This is a genomic window from Micromonospora sp. DT63, from assembly GCF_049841615.1.
Lineage (GTDB): Bacteria > Actinomycetota > Actinomycetes > Mycobacteriales > Micromonosporaceae > Micromonospora.
This window is the reverse complement of the sequence record NZ_JBNCKQ010000003.1, coordinates 1-17,368: the sequence shown is the minus strand read 5'-3', so window position 1 is coordinate 17,368 and position 17,368 is coordinate 1. Positions and strand designations below refer to the sequence as shown.

General features: G+C 72.1%; 19 protein-coding genes and 1 pseudogene. 11 read left to right on the top strand and 9 right to left on the bottom strand.

Annotated elements, in window-relative coordinates:
* Positions 1 to 31: 31 nt before the first annotated feature.
* A complete protein-coding gene (locus ACLQ27_RS12365) occupies positions 32 to 334 on the bottom strand; it encodes a hypothetical protein (protein ID WP_234591575.1) in 303 nt (100 codons plus the stop codon).
* 11 nt (positions 335 to 345) lie between these two features.
* Positions 346 to 774, bottom strand: a complete 429-nt coding sequence (locus tag ACLQ27_RS12360; protein ID WP_425866852.1) for a hypothetical protein — start codon at positions 772 to 774, stop codon at positions 346 to 348.
* 318 nt (positions 775 to 1,092) lie between these two features.
* Here ACLQ27_RS12360 and ACLQ27_RS12355 point away from each other — a divergent pair, with 318 nt between their 5' ends.
* Together ACLQ27_RS12355 and ACLQ27_RS12350 are read left to right on the top strand one after the other, a co-directional pair.
* Positions 1,093 to 1,620, top strand: a complete 528-nt coding sequence (locus ACLQ27_RS12355; RefSeq protein ID WP_357575769.1) for a hypothetical protein — start codon at positions 1,093 to 1,095, stop codon at positions 1,618 to 1,620.
* Positions 1,617 to 2,714, top strand: a complete 1,098-nt coding sequence (locus ACLQ27_RS12350; RefSeq protein WP_425866850.1) for a M23 family metallopeptidase — start codon at positions 1,617 to 1,619, stop codon at positions 2,712 to 2,714. Before ACLQ27_RS12355 ends, ACLQ27_RS12350 begins: the two co-directional genes overlap by 4 nt.
* 177 nt (positions 2,715 to 2,891) lie before the next feature.
* Here the strand turns inward: ACLQ27_RS12350 and ACLQ27_RS12345 are convergent, their stop codons facing one another.
* Positions 2,892 to 3,965: a hypothetical protein gene (locus ACLQ27_RS12345; protein ID WP_425866849.1), complete on the bottom strand. Its 1,074-nt coding sequence runs from the start codon at positions 3,963 to 3,965 to the stop codon at positions 2,892 to 2,894.
* A gap of 168 nt (positions 3,966 to 4,133) precedes the next feature.
* A complete protein-coding gene (locus tag ACLQ27_RS12340) occupies positions 4,134 to 4,463 on the bottom strand; it encodes a hypothetical protein (protein ID WP_357491978.1) in 330 nt (109 codons plus the stop codon).
* Positions 4,464 to 4,789: 326 nt separating this feature from the next.
* Here ACLQ27_RS12340 and ACLQ27_RS12335 point away from each other — a divergent pair, with 326 nt between their 5' ends.
* Positions 4,790 to 5,263, top strand: coding sequence for a MarR family winged helix-turn-helix transcriptional regulator (locus tag ACLQ27_RS12335; RefSeq protein WP_425866848.1), 474 nt, complete (start codon positions 4,790 to 4,792; stop codon positions 5,261 to 5,263).
* 39 nt (positions 5,264 to 5,302) lie between these two features.
* A complete protein-coding gene (locus tag ACLQ27_RS12330; protein WP_357491981.1) occupies positions 5,303 to 5,734 on the top strand; it encodes an SRPBCC family protein in 432 nt (143 codons plus the stop codon).
* 17 nt (positions 5,735 to 5,751) lie between these two features.
* Here the strand turns inward: ACLQ27_RS12330 and ACLQ27_RS12325 are convergent, their stop codons facing one another.
* Positions 5,752 to 6,435 (bottom strand): alpha/beta fold hydrolase, encoded by a 684-nt coding sequence (locus ACLQ27_RS12325; RefSeq protein ID WP_357491983.1) that lies wholly within the window; start codon positions 6,433 to 6,435, stop codon positions 5,752 to 5,754.
* A 175-nt stretch (positions 6,436 to 6,610) separates the two neighbouring features.
* Between ACLQ27_RS12325 and ACLQ27_RS12320 the strand changes: the two genes are divergently transcribed.
* On the top strand, positions 6,611 to 7,387 hold the full coding sequence (locus ACLQ27_RS12320) for an AraC family transcriptional regulator (RefSeq protein WP_425866847.1): 777 nt from the start codon (positions 6,611 to 6,613) through the stop codon (positions 7,385 to 7,387).
* 100 nt (positions 7,388 to 7,487) lie between these two features.
* Here ACLQ27_RS12320 and ACLQ27_RS12315 read toward each other — a convergent pair whose 3' ends face one another.
* Both ACLQ27_RS12315 and ACLQ27_RS12310 read right to left on the bottom strand, forming a co-directional pair.
* Positions 7,488 to 8,981: a sulfatase family protein gene (locus ACLQ27_RS12315; protein WP_357491987.1), complete on the bottom strand. Its 1,494-nt coding sequence runs from the start codon at positions 8,979 to 8,981 to the stop codon at positions 7,488 to 7,490.
* 67 nt (positions 8,982 to 9,048) lie between these two features.
* Entirely contained in the window at positions 9,049 to 9,810 is a 762-nt protein-coding gene (locus ACLQ27_RS12310) for an SDR family NAD(P)-dependent oxidoreductase (RefSeq protein ID WP_425866846.1), read from the bottom strand.
* Between the two features lie 85 nt (positions 9,811 to 9,895).
* Here ACLQ27_RS12310 and ACLQ27_RS12305 point away from each other — a divergent pair, with 85 nt between their 5' ends.
* Positions 9,896 to 10,756, top strand: coding sequence for a helix-turn-helix transcriptional regulator (locus ACLQ27_RS12305; RefSeq protein WP_357491991.1), 861 nt, complete (start codon positions 9,896 to 9,898; stop codon positions 10,754 to 10,756).
* A 172-nt stretch (positions 10,757 to 10,928) separates the two neighbouring features.
* Entirely contained in the window at positions 10,929 to 11,507 is a 579-nt protein-coding gene (locus ACLQ27_RS12300) for a DUF3455 domain-containing protein (RefSeq protein WP_357491993.1), read from the top strand.
* A gap of 49 nt (positions 11,508 to 11,556) precedes the next feature.
* On the opposite strand, the gene ACLQ27_RS12295 is transcribed toward ACLQ27_RS12300, so the two are convergent.
* The gene (locus tag ACLQ27_RS12295; RefSeq protein WP_357491995.1) at positions 11,557 to 11,775 is read right to left on the bottom strand and encodes a hypothetical protein; all 219 of its coding nucleotides are present in this window, start codon (positions 11,773 to 11,775) and stop codon (positions 11,557 to 11,559) included.
* Positions 11,776 to 11,944: 169 nt separating this feature from the next.
* On the opposite strand from ACLQ27_RS12295, the gene ACLQ27_RS12290 reads away from it, so the two are divergent.
* From ACLQ27_RS12290 to ACLQ27_RS12275, 4 genes are all read left to right on the top strand, one after another.
* Complete coding sequence (locus tag ACLQ27_RS12290) at positions 11,945 to 13,171, top strand: sensor histidine kinase (protein WP_357491997.1); 1,227 nt, start codon at positions 11,945 to 11,947, stop codon at positions 13,169 to 13,171.
* Positions 13,159 to 13,815 carry a response regulator transcription factor gene (locus ACLQ27_RS12285; protein WP_357491998.1) on the top strand — a complete coding sequence of 219 codons (657 nt, stop codon included), beginning with the start codon at positions 13,159 to 13,161 and terminating at the stop codon, positions 13,813 to 13,815. The genes ACLQ27_RS12290 and ACLQ27_RS12285 overlap by 13 nt, the downstream gene beginning before the upstream one ends.
* 111 nt (positions 13,816 to 13,926) lie before the next feature.
* Complete coding sequence (locus ACLQ27_RS12280) at positions 13,927 to 14,685, top strand: ABC transporter ATP-binding protein (RefSeq protein ID WP_234591262.1); 759 nt, start codon at positions 13,927 to 13,929, stop codon at positions 14,683 to 14,685.
* Positions 14,682 to 17,153: an ABC transporter permease gene (locus ACLQ27_RS12275; RefSeq protein ID WP_357491999.1), complete on the top strand. Its 2,472-nt coding sequence runs from the start codon at positions 14,682 to 14,684 to the stop codon at positions 17,151 to 17,153. The genes ACLQ27_RS12280 and ACLQ27_RS12275 overlap by 4 nt, the downstream gene beginning before the upstream one ends.
* A 68-nt stretch (positions 17,154 to 17,221) precedes the next feature.
* Here the strand turns inward: ACLQ27_RS12275 and ACLQ27_RS12270 are convergent.
* A pseudogene (locus tag ACLQ27_RS12270) lies at positions 17,222 to 17,368 on the bottom strand (non-reducing end alpha-L-arabinofuranosidase family hydrolase); the annotation flags it as partial.

The window sequence follows — 17,368 nt, the reverse complement described above, 5'->3', positions numbered from 1 at the left end:
GGCGCTTCTTTCCCCCCGGTGATCGCCGTGCTCAGGTCAGCGCGTCGACCAACTGAGGCCCCACGCCGAGTAGCACACAACCGGCCAGCCACCAGCCCAGCGCAGAGGTGTTGGTGTCGTCGCCACGGCGGTGGGCGATCGCCATCTTGGCGCCGATGAACATGGCGCCGCCAACGGCGACGGCCGTGACGAGCCACTTCACCCAACCAAGGATCGTCAGGATCTTGTCCGAGCCGGGGGGTGCGACGTTGCCCGGGTTCGGTGCGGCGATGACACCGGTCGCAGCGTCCTGCACGCTGGTGACCGCGTCGTGCAGTTGCAGCAACAACGACATGAATCCTTCTCCTAGATCGAGACAGCTTCCACGATGGAATCGCGTAGCGCGGCGATGTCGGGTGGGGGGACGCCCAGATCGACGGGCTTGTCGGCGGCCAGCAGAACCTCCTGCCAGCCGACGCGCCAGACATTCGGTGCCCAGCCAGCCAGCAGTTGCAGACGCTCGTTGACGATCTTGGGTGGTCGGCGCGGCGACGCGGCGACCGCGACGATTCCCCGCACCTGGGCGTGCACCGGGATGGCTCGCCGACGCCACTGCTCCACCGCACCGGCCGCCGCCAACGTTCCGGCGGCGCTGGCTCGACAGACCAGCACGACGTTGATCATCGGAGAGTTCGGCGGCAACTGCGGCCACACGGGCCCGTAGTCGTAGCCGATCTGGGTCAACGTCGCGAGCGTGGTGGCACCGCTGCCGCCGTGGCAGCCGACCCACCACACCGGAGGCCACCCGTTGGCAACAGCCTGCGGTGGCACCGGTACGGCCGAGAGACCTGGCAGTGTGTCGTACCGCGTACGAATCTGCGCATTGACCGAGGGCACGTCAAGAATCGCCCTGCGCTCGACCGTGCATGTGATTTCCCCCGTACCTGACGTACCTTCGCGGCAGACAGTAGCACCCGGCTGCACGGCTATCGATATGGTGAATCCACATCGTGACGTGCAGAGCTGACTCCTGACCAGACGGTTCACAGTGGATACGAAGCAAGCGGGCAGCACGGGGGTAATGCGGCTATGAATAAGGAAGAAGGCGGATCCGTGCATTATGGACTCGCCGTACGGGTGGCGGTTTTCACTGTCGCCATACCGACGCTGCTCGTGACGCTGTCCGGCTGTTTCCGATCCGGGCCGGCCGGCGGCGAGGTGCCGCGAAATGGTGGACCCGCACCGGCCGTCGCCGGAACGGTCGCCAGCGCCACACCGCCGGAGGCCCTCGGCCGTGACGACGAGGACGACGAGGGCCCCACAGCGCCGGTCGCCAAGGCGGCGCCCGCCGCTGCCGCCTTCGCCGCCGCGTGGGCCCGGCCAGGGCTCGACGCGGCAGGCTGGCTCGAAGGCGTCAGGCAGTTGTGTGTCCCGCGGTTCGCCGAGCAGTTGCGCACCGTCGATCCGGCCAACCTGCCCGCGTCGCGCATCACCGGCCCGCCCAGGGCGACCTACCCCGTCCGCGACGGCGGCGGGCAGTTCGCGATCCCCACGGATCGCGGGACGCTGCTGGTGAGTGTCGCCGATATCAAGGGCCGCTGGCTGGTCACCGGCAACGACTTCAAACGGGCCGGGCAGTGACCGACCAGAAGACGAAAGGTCTCATCGGCGCGGTCGTCGCGGTAATCCTGCTGCTGGCTGGCTGCGTCATCGGGTTGCCGCTGTTCCTGATGGGCGGCGCGGCCAGCGCCTCGCCGTGCGGGCCGATCCCCGTTTCGGTGCCGTCCGGAGGCGGCAAGGGCACCACCACCTGGAATGAGAGCCAGGTCGCCAACGCCGCGATCATCGTCGCGGTCGGCCAGGAGATGAAGGTGCCGGCCCGTGGCCTGGTGATCGCGCTGGCCACCGCCATGCAGGAGTCCACGCTGCGCAACCTCAACTACGGGGACCGCGACTCCGTGGGTCTCTTCCAGCAGCGTCCCAGCCAGGGCTGGGGAACCGTGGCACAACTGACCGACCCCCGGTACGCCGCCGGCAAGTTCTACACGTCGCTGCTGAAGGTCGAGGGCTGGCAGGGCATGCGGCTGACCGACGCGGCCCAGGCCGTGCAGCGCTCCGGCACTCCCGAGGCCTACCAGCAGTGGGAGAACGACGCCAACGTCCTGGCCGCCACCATCCTGAAGGTCGGCAGCATCGACGACCTGGGTGGGGGAGCACCGGGTGCGCCGTGCGGGCCGGGCGCCTTCGAACCCGTCCCGGTCGGTCCGGGCGGCTGGGTGCAGCCGGTACGGGCTGGCGTGGTCGCACCGTGGGGCCAGGACCGGGGCGACCACAGGCATGCCGGCGTCGACCTCGGTGCCGCGAAGGAGACGCCCATCCGGGCAGCCGCCGCCGGCGTCGTGTCGACAAGCAAGTGCAACGCCCCGGCCTGGCACGGCTGCGACACCGACGGATACCCCGGCCTCGGCGGATGTGGCTGGTACGTCGACGTCCGCCACGCCGGCAACATCGCCACCCGCTACTGCCACATGATCCATCAGCCCTTCGTCCGGGTCGGGCAGAGGGTCGCAGCTGGTGAGGTCCTCGGCCTCAGCGGCAGCTCCGGGAACTCCTCCGGGCCGCACCTGCACTACGAGGTGCACCGGGGCGTCGCTCCTGGCCAGAGCCTGAGCTTCGGCAACTCCGTGGACCCCGTCGCGTTCATGGCAGGCGTCGGAGCGCCGCTGGGCGGCTGACCGCCGGCGCGGCCCACTCCACCCGCCCACCACCTGCGCCCCGCGAGACAGGGGGTGGGGGCGGTGTCCACGGGGACGCCCGGCGGGTCGTGCCGGCAGCCGCAACCTGCCGCGGTGGCCGGTCGAGCAGACGCGGTGCGGCCCAGAGGACTCGTGGTCGTGCCGCGCCGGAGCTGCTCAGCGGGCGGCTGAGTGCGGCGCCCGGGTGGGCACGCGTTGCGGCTGCACCCGCCCCCGGCCCGCCGCGCCCCGCGCGGCGGCCGAACGGTCCGCGCCGCGGCCCACCGCACCGCGTGTCGGTCGGGGGTACGCCTTGGCCGCGGCCTGCGCGCCCCTGCCCTCCGCGGTCTCCGGAGCGGCGGCTCCGGCCGGGGCGGCCTGACCCGGCGCAGCTGCCTGGCCGGCGACGGCCGCAGACTGCCCGGCCGCGTCGGCCATCTGTTCGTGGTGGGTTGCCTCGGCGGTGAAGTCCTGCTCCCGCGCGTCGGCGTGATCGGCGCGCGCCTCGGCGTAGGCGGGCATGTCGGTACCGGCCGCGAGCCCCTGTTCGGCGTCCAGCCGGACGTCGCGCCATTCACCGGCGAGATGGCGGTCGTCGGCGGCCGCGGCCCGATGCCAGGTCGCGTCGGCGTCGGCACCGGCTCGGCGGCCCTCGGCCTCCCGCTGCTGCGACGAACGGTCCGCAGGCCCACGGCCGTCGGTCGCGCTGCGCTGCGCCGCCGACGTCGTCGTGCGAGGCCCGGCGGCCTGCCCCTGCCGTTCCGCGGCGCCGCGCACGGCCCGGGACAGTGCGTCGCCCGTGTGGGTACGCCCGCCCTGGGCCGGCACCCGTACGCCGGTCTCGGCGAGTCGTTCGCCGGCGGCCCGACGCGCCATGTCGGCAGCCGGGTCGACAGCCTGCCAGGCGGTGGAGGCACGCCACACCTCGGCGATGTCGGCGTTCGTGGCCTTCTGCCACCACTGCGGGTCCGCCGCGCGGTTCCAGGTCGCCGCGTCCTGGCGGTACTGCGCGTGCAGTTGGTCGTGCACTTCCCGGGTGCGGTGCGGGTCGAGCCCGGCAGCCTGTTCGGCCAGCTCACTGCGGACGTCGAACTGCCGGTCGCCGACGGCCTGGGCGAACTCGATCTGCCGCTCGGTCACCGCACGCTGCTGCAGCAGTTGCTGTTGCTGCTGCTCGGCCAGGAACCGTCGGTACTCCATGATCGCCGTCAGGAGCTGCACAACGCCGCCCGCGACCTCCGCAACCGCCACGTGTCCGCCTCCGCCGCAACCGGGTGATGTGACATCGCGTGCCGGCGACGTCGGGACAGCCGGGCGGCACGTCTGGCACCGTATCGCGCGGTATCGACGCGGCGCAGCCCCGCGCGTGGGCGACAGGTGCCGGTCACGGGCCGTCCGCGGCGTGGCTTGCCCGATGGACTACTTGCGGTTCCAGACCGCGTCCTGGCCGGTGCTCGGGTCCTTGACGGTGAGGGTGCTGCCGTCGGTGCTCAGGACGCCGTCGGCCGATATCTTGGTGATGCCGCAGTCCAGCTCGAGCCGGTACTCCCGGTTGCCCTCGTCCTTCGTGGTGCCGGTGCAGGGGACGTCGATGTTGGCCGACACGGAGCCGTCGTCGCGCACCGTCATCGTGCGGGCCTGGTTGTCCGCCATGATCCACGTGCCGGTCAGCGACGGATCGTCGCCACACCCGGCCGCCAGCAGGGCGAGCCCGAGTGCCAGCCCGGCGGATCCCCAGCGCTTGATCACGTTTCCTCCCCAGGTGTGCCGCGTCCCACCCTACCGGCGGCGCAGCTCTCGGCCTGCCCGCCCATGGACATCCGTCATCGCCGGAGCACAGTCGAGATCGGACGCACCGCCGGATCGGACGCACGGACGGCTGGACGCTGAGGCTTGACAGGAAGAGTGCTCTGAACGTCTAATTCGTGTCACGACATCGATGTCGCGACATCTAAGGAGTTCGCGGTGGCACCGATCAAGCAGGTCACGGTTGTCAGCACCGGCACCGTCCAGATCGACCCCGCGGCGGCCGGGCTCCTGGCCACGGCTCTGCGTGGACACGGCACGATGCGGGTGTGAGAACAGCCGAGCAGCTCCGCTACCTCATTCTCGCGGCACAACGAGAGGGCAACCGCCAGCTCACCGTGCTGCTGTCCGAGATCGGTGTCACGCCCGCGCAATCGGAGGCACTGCGCATCATCGGCGACCACGGACCGCTCGCCCTCCGGGAACTCGGCGACATGCTCGTCTGCGACACCGGCACCAGCCCGAGTCGCATCGTCGACCGACTGGTCGCGGCGGGCCTCGTGCGGAGAACCACAAGCGAACACGACCGGCGGCAGGTCCGGCTCGCGCTCACCGCGCCGGGCCGGGACAAGGCCCGCCGCGTCGCGGAGATCGAAAATCAGCTGTACGACCTGCTCGACCAGGCCAGTGCCGGAACGGACGTCGACGCGTTCATCGGTTTCCTGCACGGCTTCACCCGACAATCACCCGCCGGACTCGCCCTCGCGAACCGCCTCGCTGCCGAGAAGAAGCAGAAGGACTGACCGCGTCGTCGGGGTGCGGCACGCACACAGGGGGCAACCATGACCTTCCACCTCGACCTGGACATCGCGGCCCCGGCAGGGCGCGTGTTCGATTTCGTCGCCGACTTCACCACCATGCCGCGGTGGTATTCGGCAGTGCGACGCGTGGAGCGCGTCGGAGGCGTCGGCGGCCTGGGAACCCGGTACGAGGTGTATCGAGACCTGCCCGGCGGGCCCGCCCGCAACGACGTGTCGATCACCGCGTACGCCCAGGGCGAGGAGGTCACCTTCACCTCGCTGGCCGGGCCCACCCCGTTCACCTACCGCTACCTCGTCCGGCCGTCCGACGGCACCACGAGACTCATCCTGGAGGGCACGATCAGCGCGGCCGGTCTCACCGGCCCGGTCGCACTCCTCGGACCGCTTGCCGAGAGGCTCTTCAAGACCGGGATGCGGGACAACCTCGGCACGCTGAAACAACTCCTGGAGTAGCGGGCCGCCCGTCACCGTCAGCGCGATGAGCCTCCTTCGTCGAGCAGCAGCGCGGCGACCGCCTCGGGGGCCTCGTGCATGGCGTCGTGGCCGGTGGGGAGGTCGTGGACCTGCCACTCTGGGTCGGCGTCGACCCGGGCGCGGAGCTGGGCGAACGGCGTCCGGTCCGCCCACCCCGAGCAGTAGACGAACTCGCGTCGTGGGACCCGGGCTGCGGCGCCGGTGAGCCGGATCGTCTGCAGGAACGAGGCGAGGGGGTGGGGACGACGGCGGGGATCGCCGCCCTCCGGCGGCCGAACGGAATAGCCGGTGCCCGCAGCTCCCGCGGCGAACACCTTCCGGAAGTGCTCGTTCGTCGCCGACCAGCACGACTCGCCATCTAGCGGCACGTAGGCGTCGAGATGCACCAGTCGCGAGATCCGGCCGTCGGCGCGGTCCGCTGCGGCGGCGACCACCATTCCGGCGTAGCTGTGGCCGACAAGCGTCGCGTCGGCGACGTGGGCGCGGTCGAGAAGCCGCACCACGTCGTCGGCGTGCGTGTCGAGATTGGCGGTCGCGACTGTCGCATCGTCGTCGTCCGGCCGCAGACCGGTCAGGGTCAGCGCGTGCACGGTATGACCGGCCCGCTCCAGCAGCGGGACCACCGCTTCGAACGACCAGGAACCCTTCCAGGCGCCGGGCACAAGGACGTACGTCGTCATGCGCTTTTCCTCTCTTCAGCCTGGGCGTCGGGGCAGGCCACCCGATGCCGGGCGGTCGCGTCAGGACGGCCGCGGCTCACCGCCCGCAGGTAGTGTCGCCAGGTCAGGGAGTGGCTTACTACCGACCGGAAGCCAGTCGATGCCCGTTCCCCGCCAATCTCGTCCGGCCGCCGGAGTGACGTCGCACCTCTGGCCCTCGGGCGGCCGCCACCTCTGGCCGGCCGGGGGAACGAGCGCCGCGCAGACGCACGCCCGAGGGCATCTGGTGTACGCGGCCAGCGGCATCCTGGCCGTGCACACCGAACGCGGTGCGTCGATCGTTCCCGCGAACCGGGTCGCCTGGACCCCTGCGGAATTCACGCACGACCACCGGGCGCACGGCGCCACCGACATGCGGATCGTGTTCCTCGCGCCGTCCCTCGCCCGGCTCCTACCGGAACGCCCCGCCGTGTTCCTGGCCTCGGACCTCGCCCGCGAGGTCCTGCTCGCCCTGACCGGCCCCGGCAACTACGACGACACGACGCCTGGCTACAGCCGCGCGGCGCGCTCCCGCCTGCTTCGAGTGCTCGTCGACGAACTCCGCGAGGCACCCGAACAGCCGCTGCACCTGCCGGAGCCGCGCGACGACCGCCTGCGGGCCATCGCCCGGCTGCTGTACGAGACGCCTGCCGACAACGCCACGCTTTCCGAACTCGGAAGGACGATCGGAGCGAGCACTCGTACCCTGAGTCGACTGTTCCACGACGAACTTGGCATGACCTTCTACGAGTGGCGGACGCAGCTGCGCGTCTACCACGCACTCGTGCTGCTGGCCGACGGTCGGGACACCACCCAGACGGCCTACGCGTGCGGTTGGGCCAATCCCAGCAGCTTCATCGCGGCGTTCAGCGCGATCATCGGAACGACGCCAGGTCGCTACCGGGCCGGCCGCACACCGTCACCCCGCCGGTGATCGCGTCCAGAAGGTGATGTCGAGGTCGACGCGGAGCAAGCGTTCCAGGGATTGCCGACCGGGGCCGCCCGTCGGACGAGCAGCCCCGCCGAGCCTGTCGTCAGGCCGGCACGTGACCGGCCGTCCAGCACGCCGAGTGGCTGTGGCAGGCGACGTACGACGCGAGGGCATCGTGCAGCGCGGCCCGTCGCGTGGCCGAGAGGCCGGCAGCGATGTTGTCGAGCTGGTGCGGGTCGACGGTCCGGTCGTAGTACTCCCGTTCGCCGTTGGAGTACTCGACGTAGGTGTAGGTCGCGGTCCGCAGGGCCTCGTAGGTGACCGGGCTGCCGTTGCGGCGGTCCTGGGCGTCGGGGTCGTCGGCGGCCTGGTTGGGGCCGTGGTGTTCGATCAGCGCCCCGGTGCGCCAGTTCGGCGCTGCCTCGCCCTGCGCGAGCGGTAGCAGGTTGCGCCCGTCGACGTGCGTGCCGACGTCGGCGGCGGCGATGCGCTGGAAGGTCGGTGCCAGGTCGATGTTCTGCACGATCTCGGGGCGCTCCGATCCGGGGACGACGCCCGGCCCGGCGACGACGAGCGGCACCCGCACGTCGGTGTCGAAGGCGGTCTGCTTGCCGCCGGTCAACCGGTACTCGCCCATGTGGAAGCCGTTGTCGGAGCTGAACACGACATAGGTGTTGTCGGCGATTCCGCTGGTCGTGAGCTGGGCGCGCAGGTTGCCGATCAGCCGATCGACCGCCTGCACGGACTGGGCACGTTTGCGGAAGTTCGTGTCCAGGGTGCTCTTCTCCTGCGCGGTGAGTGGTCCGTTGCCGGCCAGCCAGGAGGGCGGGTTGGTGGGCAGCCGGTCGTACGCCGCGGTGCGCGGGGCGGTCAGCCCGGGGAAGTCGTCGAGGTCCTGGTTGGCCGGGGTGAACGGGCTGTGCGGGGCGAAGGTCGACACCTCCAGCAGGAAGGGCGTGTTGGCGGCCGCCGAGCGCTGGATGAAGTCCTTGCCCTTGCGGGACAGCACGTTGGTCAGGTAGTCGGCCGGTTGGCTGCCGTAGTGGACGACCGTGTGGTTCTCGTTGAGGTCGTAGTTGTACTCGGGGTACCCGTTGCCGGCCCCGTACCACTCCGACCAGCCCGGCGGGACGTACGGCAGCGCACCTCCCTGCGTGTCCGCCGGCAGGTAGCCGTTGAGGTACTTGCCCAGGAAGCCGGTCCGGTAGCCCTTGCCCTGCAACACCGTCGCGAAGGTGCGGTTCTCGTTGCCCCGGCCCTTGAAGACCGCGAAACCGCCGTCGGCCCCGCCGTTGGTGAACACACCCGTGTCGTGCGGGAACTGGCCGGTGAGGATCGACGAGCGGGACGGGCAGCACAGCGAGTCGGTGACCGTGTAGTTGGTGAAGGTGACCCCGTCGCTCTGCAGTTGTCGGACCTGCGGCAGGTACGGCACGAGGTTCCACGCGAGGTCGTCGACGAGGACGAAGATGATGTTGGGGGCGCTGGCGGTGGTCGCCGGGGCGGGCTCCGCGGCGCGTGCCGGTGCCCACGCGGCGAGCAGAGCCAGCCCGGCCACGACTGTGGTGGCGAGGAGGCGTCGCTGGGTGATAGCCATGTCGCCAAGACTGGTCGGAATTTGTCAGCATCTATTGAACAGGTGGTGATGATCCGATCAATGGCTCCTAGGCTCGTGCCCCGCCGTCGACGCGGAGCACGACGCCTGTCACGAACGACGAACGGTCGCTGAGAAGCCACGCGGCCGCCTCGGCGATCTCCTCGGGCTCGGCCTGGCGGGCCAGCGGTGTGGCCGCGATCAGGCGCTCCACCAGGCCGGGCGAGTTCTCCTGCCAACTGTTGATCATCTCGGTACGGGTGTTGCCCGGAGCGATCGCGTTGACCCGGATGCCCTCCGGGGCGAAGGTGATCGCCGCCGACTCGGTCAGGCTGTTCACCGCACGCTTCATCGCCCCGTACGCGGGCAGCGCCGGATTGCCCGTGAGGCTGCCGACGCTGGAGTTGTTGACGATCGCACCCTGGCCGGCGGTGGCCCGGATCGCCGCGACCTGGGCGATCATGGCCAGCCACACGCCCCGCAGGTTGACCTGGTAGAGCCGGTCGAAGTCGGCCAGGCTCACCCGGTCGACGGGCCCCGGTGGAGTGATGGTCGCGCCGTTGTTGAAGGCCACGTCGAGCCGTCCGTGCAGGGCGACGGCCCGGTCGACCGCAGCCCGAACGCTGTCCGGGTCGGCCAAGTCGCACAGCACGTGATCAGCCGTGCCGCCCGCCGCCCGGATCTCGTCGGTGACGGCTCGGAGCTGGGATTCCGTCCGGGCCGCCAGCAGCACGCGCGCCCCCTCGCGGGCGAAGAGCCGGGCGGCCGCGGCGCCGATGCCCCGTCCCGCCCCGCTGACGAACGCGACCTTGTCCTTGAGCAGTGGTGTCATGCGGCCAGCCTGCGTCCGGCGTCCGGGTCGTAGCCAGGCATCGTCGATACCTGGCTGAGCCCGTTCGGCGGCGCACACTTGAGGGGTGAACCGACAGGAGTTGGCCCTCTTCCTGCGCAGCCGGCGCGAGCGGATCACCCCGGCCGAGGTGGGCCTGCCGGCCGGCACCAGGCGTCGCACGCCCGGGCTGCGCCGCGAGGAGGTGTCCCGGCTGGCGTTCATCTCCATCGAGTACTACACCCGTCTCGAACAGGCCCGCGCCCCGCACCCCTCGCCCGAGGTGCTGGCCGGCCTGGCCCGCGCGCTGCGCCTCTCCGACGCCGAGCGCGACCACCTGCACCACCTGGCCGGCAGGCCACCGGCCCCGCCGGCCGGGCCGCCGCGCGAGGTACGGCAGAGCATCCTCGACCTGATCGAGCGACTACCCCAGGCGGCCGCCCACGTGACGTCGGCCAGCTACGAGGTGATCGCCTGGAACGATCTCGCGGCGGCGTTGATGGAGGACTTCTCGGCGCTGCCCCGGCGTGACCGCAACCTGGTCCGCCGCGCCTTCCTCGGCCCGCACCCGGACGGTCGGGTGCTGTACGGGGTGTCCGACGTCGACGAGTTCGGTCGCGCTTCGGCTCGGCGACTCCGGGCCACCGCCGCCCGCTATCCGGACGACCCCGAGGTGGCGGCGCTGGTCCGCGACCTGCTCGCGGGCAGCCAGCGGTTCCGGGACCTGTGGGGGTCGCACGACGTCGGCGACGAGCACACCCTGATCAAGACCTTCCAGCATCCACTGGTCGGGCCGGTGACCGTGAACTGCGACGTCCTCGACATCGCCGACCGCGACCAGCGGCTCGTCATCTACACCGCGGTGCCGGGCTCACCCTCCGCGGAGGCGCTGCGTCTGCTCTCGGTGCTCGGCACCCAGCGCATGACTGTCAGCGCCACCGGGCACTGACCGTCCGGACGCCCGCTACCCGGTCCAGTGCTGCTGTTCGGGTGGCCGCGCCGGGTTGGTGGACCCGGGTGAATGAGCGTTCAAATTCGCCCGGAAATTGATCGCCGAGCGTGTTCTGTCCGTGCGGATCCATGGGGGCGTGGGCACGCCCGCCCCTGGACGGAGGAATCGCATGATCAGCATGTCCCGCTCCCGGGTCCGGGCGCTTGCGCTCGTCGGAACGGCTGGTGTGGTCGCGGCGCTCGGTCTGGTGGCCAGCCCGGCGTCGGCCGCCGAGGTGGCCGAGGGCGCGACCCTGGGCGCCGACGCCCGCCGGATCGACGTCCCCCGCATCGCCTCGGCGATCAGGCCTCCGGCCGGATCCCGCCCCGTCGGCGCGTACGTCGTCGCGCGGGGAACGCAGACCTACACGTGCACGGGTGGGGTGTTCACCGGCGCGTCCGTACCGGAGGCTCAGCTGATCGGCACGGGTGGCCGGGTCCACCACTTCAGGGGCCCGAGCTGGCAGTCCGAGCGCGACGGCTCGTCGGTCACGGCGAAGAAGACCGCGGAGAGCCCGCGCGCGGGGACGATCCCCGAGCTGTTGTTGACGGTGGACACCCGTTCCGGCAGCGGCAGTCTCGGCACCGTCGAGTACGTCAGCCGTCTGCTGACCTCGGGTGGTGTCGCGCCTAGCGGCGCCTGCACCGACGGCGCGACCGCGTCCGTGCCGTACGGCGCCCTCTACGTCTTCTGGACGGCGAAGCGGTGACCGCGCCGTCCCGTCGCGGGGTCCCCGCCACGGGACGCGCGTTGCCGGGTCACCGGTTGCGGCGGTGGTGGACGATCAGCGCCGCACCGCAGAGCAGCGCGACCAGGCCGAACACCGAGCCGATCCACGGGTTGTCCAGGGCGTTCGATAGCACGGCGTTGATCGCCGCGCTGACGAAGAGCGCCAGCCACAGCAGCGGACGTAGCAGGCCACCGGGCCGTTCCGGCGCGGTGGCGGGGGCCTGGGTGATGCGGTACGGGTCGGTCATGACTGTCTCCCTCGGTGAGCTTCGACGACACCATCGACGCTAGGTGGGCGACCCCGGCGGAGACGATCCCGCCAGCGCGACGACAGGCGTACAGCAGGCTGTACTTTCCGCCGCGGACGCTGCCGGCCGTGCTCGCGGTGGCCTATGTTGGCCCGGGAGGTGGGCGGCGATGGCGTACGTGCGGGGCCGGGTGCGTGCCTCGGTCGACGCCCTCGAACACCTCGTCGGCGGGCTGGGCACCGCGCTGCTGGCGCTGGGCGCGCTGTTCTGGGTGGTGGTCGTGGCACTTACCTGCCTGGTCGGGGTGGGTCTGCGGCTGGCGCCTGGCGCGTTGCGGACGGTGCGCGCGGTGGCCGATCGGGAGCGCGCCCGGCTGTCCCGTCGGGGCACGACGATCCCGGTTCCCGGGCCGGTGCCGGAGGAGTTGCGGGAGGCAATGCGCGACCCGTTCGTCCGCCGGGAGCTCGGCTGGGTCACGCTCCACTCGATCACCGGCCTGGTGTCCGGCCTGGTCGGCCTCACCCTGCCGATCAACGCGTTGCAGGACATCACGTTTCCGCTGTGGTATCGACTGGTTCCGCCCGAGACCGGCGCTCCGGGGATCGGCTGGTGGCGCATCGACGGGCTGTCCGAGGCGCTCCTGGTCGGGTTGCTCGGGGTGGGCTGGCTGGTCGCCGCGGTCGCGTTCGGCCCGGCGCTGGCCCGCTTCCAGTCCTGGCCCGGCCGGTGGCTGCTGCCCCCGCCGCCGGGGGTCGACCTGTCGCTGCGGGTCGCCGCGCTGACCGCCACCCGGGCCGCGGCGCTGGACGCCCACGCCCTGGAGCTGCGCCGCATCGAGCGGTCGCTGCACGACGGCACCCAGAATCGGCTGGTCGCGGTCAACGTGCTGCTGGGCGCCGCGCGCCGGGCGGTACGGCGTGACCCGGACCGGGCCGACGAGATCCTCGGGCAGGCGCAGGACGCGGCGGAACAGGCGCTCGGCGAACTGCGTACGGTGGTGCGCGGCATCCTGCCGCCCGTGCTGGACGATCGGGGTCTCGCCGGGGCGCTGGCGGGCCTGGCCGGCAGTTGCGCGGTTCCGTGCCGGCTCGCCGTGGACGTGGCCGTCCGCTGCGCGGCGTCGGTCGAGGCCACCGCGTACTTCGTGGTGGCCGAGGCGCTGACGAACGTGGTCCGGCACAGCGGGGCGAGCCAGGTGGACGTCGCGGTGCGCCGCGAGCAGGGTCGGCTGCTGGTCACCATCGAGGACGACGGCCGCGGCGACGCCGACGAGGCACGCGGCTCCGGGCTCACCGGCATCCGCCGGCGGGTCGAGGCGTACGACGGGCGAATGACGCTGACCAGCCCATCGGGAGGGCCGACGAGGATGCACGTGGAGCTGCCATGCGGATCGTGATCGCCGAGGACGACCCGCTGTTGCGGGAGGGGTTGGCGCTGCTGTTGCGGGCTGAGGAACTGGACGTGGTCGCCACGGCGGGCACTCCGGGAGAGTTCCTGGTCGCTGTCGACGAGCACGCGCCCGACGTGGCGATCGTGGACGTACGGATGCCGCCGACCCACACCGACGAGGGCATCGTGGCCGCGGTGGAGGCCCGGCGGCGCCAGCCCGGCCTCGCGGTGCTGGTCCTGTCGGCGTACGTGGAGCAGGCGTTCGCCACCGAACTGTTCTCGGTCGGCGCCGTCGGGCTCGGCTATCTGTTGAAGGAACGGGTGGGCCGGGTCGAGGAGTTCCTCGCCGCGCTGCGCCGCGTCGCGGCCGGCGGCAGCGTGATCGACCCGGAGGTGGTGGCGCAGTTGCTCGCCCGCAACCGCCGGCCGGACACGGCGTTGGCCGAGTTGTCGCCCCGCGAACGTGAGGTGCTGGGGCTGATGGCCGAAGGGCTCGGCAACACGGCGATCGCCGAGCGGCTGTTCGTCACCGACGGCGCGGTGCACAAGCACATCCGCAGCATCTTCGCGAAACTCCAGCTCCCACCCGACGACCGTGCCGACCGCCGGGTCACCGCGGTGCTGCGCTACCTGGACGGCGACCAGCGGTAGCGCCTGCTGTACCCGGACTGGGCAGCCCGTTGGATGGCCCACGTTCTCCCAGCTCAATAGCGTTTCTGGTGCGCGCGAATCCTGTCGCCGACTCGAAGAGAGGCCACCAGAATGCCCGAGTATCCGGGACCTACCAACGACGCCGTACGCGTCGAACACCTCACCCGGGTGTACGCGGCCGGCGGTAACCCGGTGACCGCGCTGGCCGGAATCGACGTCGGCTTCGGTCGCGGCACCTTCACGGCCGTGATGGGGCCCTCCGGCTCCGGCAAGAGCACGCTGTTGCAGACCGCCGCCGGACTCGACCGGCCCAGCTCCGGTCGGGTCCTGATCGGTGACACCGACCTGTCCGGGTTGTCGGAGACCCGTCTCACCGAGCTGCGGCGTACCCGCATCGGGTTCGTCTTCCAGGCGTTCAACCTGATCGGTGCCCTCACCGTCGAGGAGAACATCGTCCTGCCGCTGCGGCTGGCCGCCGTCCGTCCGGACCGCGCCTGGCTGGCCCGCGTGGTCGAGCGGGTCGGGCTCACCGACCGGCTGCGTCACCGGCCGGCCGCGCTCTCCGGCGGCCAGCAGCAGCGGGTGGCGATCGCCCGGGCGCTGGCCACCCGCCCCGAGGTGATCTTCTGTGACGAGCCCACCGGGGCCCTCGACACGCGGGCCGCGGCCGAGGTGCTGACGCTGTTGCGCGCGGTCGTCGACGACCACGGGCTGACCGTGGTGATGGTGACCCACGACCCCGTGGCCGCCTCGTACGCGGACCGGGTTCTCGTGCTGGCCGACGGTCGGATCGTCGCCGACCTGCCGCAGCTGGGGGCCGCCGGCATCGCCGAGCAGCTGGCGTCGCTGGATCGGCGGGTCGCCCGATGACCGCGCTCGCCGCCCGGCTGCTGCGGCACCGCGCCGGCCCGGCAGCCGCCACGCTGCTCGCCCTGATCGCGGGGGTGCTGATCCTGGTCGCCATGGGCACGCTCGTCGAGTCGGGCCTGCGCTTCCGTCCGGAGCCCCGGCTGTGGGCGGCGGCCGATCTGGTCGTCGCCGACCGCACGGTCAGCCACACGTTCAGGGAGTTCGACGGGGAGACCACCACGAGCACCGTCGCGTTGCCCGAGGGCGGCACCGTGGACGCCGCCCTGGTGGACCGGATCCGGCGGCTGCCCGGCGTCACGGCGGTGGCCGGCGACGAACGGGTGGAGATCGGCGTGCCGGCCGCCACGGGGCACGGCTGGGCCACGTACGCCTTCTCCGGTCGTCCGATCATCGCGGGCGCCGCGCCCCGTGCCGACGACGAGGTGCTGGCCGACTCCCGGCTCGGCGCGGCCCCGGGCGAGCGCGTCGACCTGGTCGTCAACGGGGTCAGCCGGTCGTACCGGGTGAGCGCGGTCGCCGACACCGGTACGACCGCTGTGTACTTCACCGACGCGCAGGCCGCGCGGTTGTCCGCACACCCGGGTCGGCTGGACGCGATCGGCGTACGACTCGCGCCCGGCGCCGATCGGGACGCGGTCCGCCAGCTCGCCTCGGCGGCCGGTGCCACGACGTACGTCGGGCCGGAGCGCGGCGCGGTCGAGCAGTCCGCGAACCTGGCCGCCCGCGAGCTGCTGATCGAGGCGGGATCGGCGTTCGGCGGGTACGTCGTCCTGCTGATCGTCTTCGTGGTGGCCGGCACGATCGGTCTGTCCGTGCGGCACCGTCGCCGTGACCTGGCGTTGCTGCGTGCGGTCGCGGCCACGCCGGGCCAGATCCGCCGCCTGCTGATCGGCGAGGCCGCGCTGCTCGCCCTGGTCGCCTCCGTGGTGGGAGTGCCGGCAGGTGTGCTGGCGGCGCACTGGGTGCAGGGCGAGCTGGTGGACCGCGGGTTCATCCCGGCCGGCTTCCCGATGACCGGCGGCCTGTTCGCCGTGCCGGCCGCCGTGGGTACGGCGGTGCTGGTGGCCGTGCTCGCCGCGCTGATCGCCGGCCGGCGGGTGGCCGGGATCAGACCTGTCGAGGCGCTCGGCGAGATCGCGGTGGAGCCTCGGCGCGGCGGCCGGGTGCGGCTGGTCGCCGGTGTGCTGACCCTCGCCGCGGCCGTCACCTCCGGTGCGTTCACGATCGGCGGCACCGGACCGACCGCCGCGCTGGCCGGCGCGGTAGGCATGCTCTACCTGTTCGTCATTGCGGTGGCGCTGCTCGCGCCCAGGATCAACGCGTACGCGGCCCGGCTGCTCACCCCCGTGCTGTCGCGGGTCTGGCGGGTCAGTGGCTACCTGGCCGCGGCCAACCTGCGGGCGAACGCACAGGGGATGGCGACCGTGCTGACCGCTCTCGTGCTCGCGGTCGGGTTCGGCGGTTCGGTCTGGTTCCTGCAGACGAATCAGGAACGGCAGACCATTGCGCAGAGCGCTGCGGGCACGCTCGCCGAGCGGCTGCTGGTCGCGCAGGGTGGGCTGTCGCCCGACGCGGCGCGGGAGGTCCGAGAGTTGACCGGCGTGCGGGCGGCCACCGGGGTACGCCGTACGCAGGTGGTGGTGCGGTCGTTCGACGGGATCGCGCCGGTCGCCGCGCAGGCGGTCGACCCGACGGGGATCACCTCCACAATGGACCTGGCGGTGCACGAGGGTGACCTGGCCGACCTGCGCGCGGGCACTGTCGCGCTGTCCGCGACGCAGGCGTCGGCGTCCGGTTGGCACGTCGGCGACCAGGCGGACCTGTGGCTGGGCGATGGCACACCGAGCAGGTTGACCGTCGTCGCGATCTACGGCCGTGGCCTCGGCTTCGGTGACGTCACGCTGGCCGCGCAGACGGTCGCCGGGCACACCGCCGGGGTCACCGACGACGAGATCCTGGTCCGCGCCGGCCCGGACGCCGATGCCGCGCTGGCCGCCTGGTCGGCCCGGCACCCGGGCAGTGCTGTGCTCGACGCCGCGACCCGTACGCGTCTGATCGGCACCGATCTGGCGCTGAGCGCCTGGCTGAACCGGCTGCTGATCGGAGTGATGGTGGGGTACGCGGCGCTGGCGGCGGCCACCACGATGGTGCTGGCCGCGCTGGCCCGGCGTCGCGAGTTGGCGCTGCTGCGGCTGGTCGGGGTCACCCGCCGGCAGATCCGGAGGATGGTCCACGCCGAACAGGCCGGGCTGCTCGGTACGGCGGTGCTGATCGGCGCGACGATAGCGGCGCTGACCCTGGGTGCGCTCGTCAACGCGCTGACCGGCAGCCCGATCCCGTACGTGCCGCCGCTCGGCGGGGCGGCGGTGCTCGGCGGCGCGACGGTGCTGGCCCTGGCGACCACTGTGTGGCCGGTCCGGCGACTGCTCCGGGTCCCGCCGATCGACGACATCGGCACGCGGGAGTAGGGCCGCGTGACTCCGGGGCGGGTTCGGCGTGATGCCGAACCCGCCCCGGAGTCGTCAGGCGGTGGAGGTCAGCGGCGCAGGGTGAGCAGGCCCGGTCGGTACGGCAGCAGGCCGTAGTCGACACCGCCGGAGGACGGGGATCGGCCCTGGTAGAGCAGTTGCAGGTTGCAGGGGTCGACGGTGAAGGTCTGGTCGGCGCTGGTGCGGATCAGCTC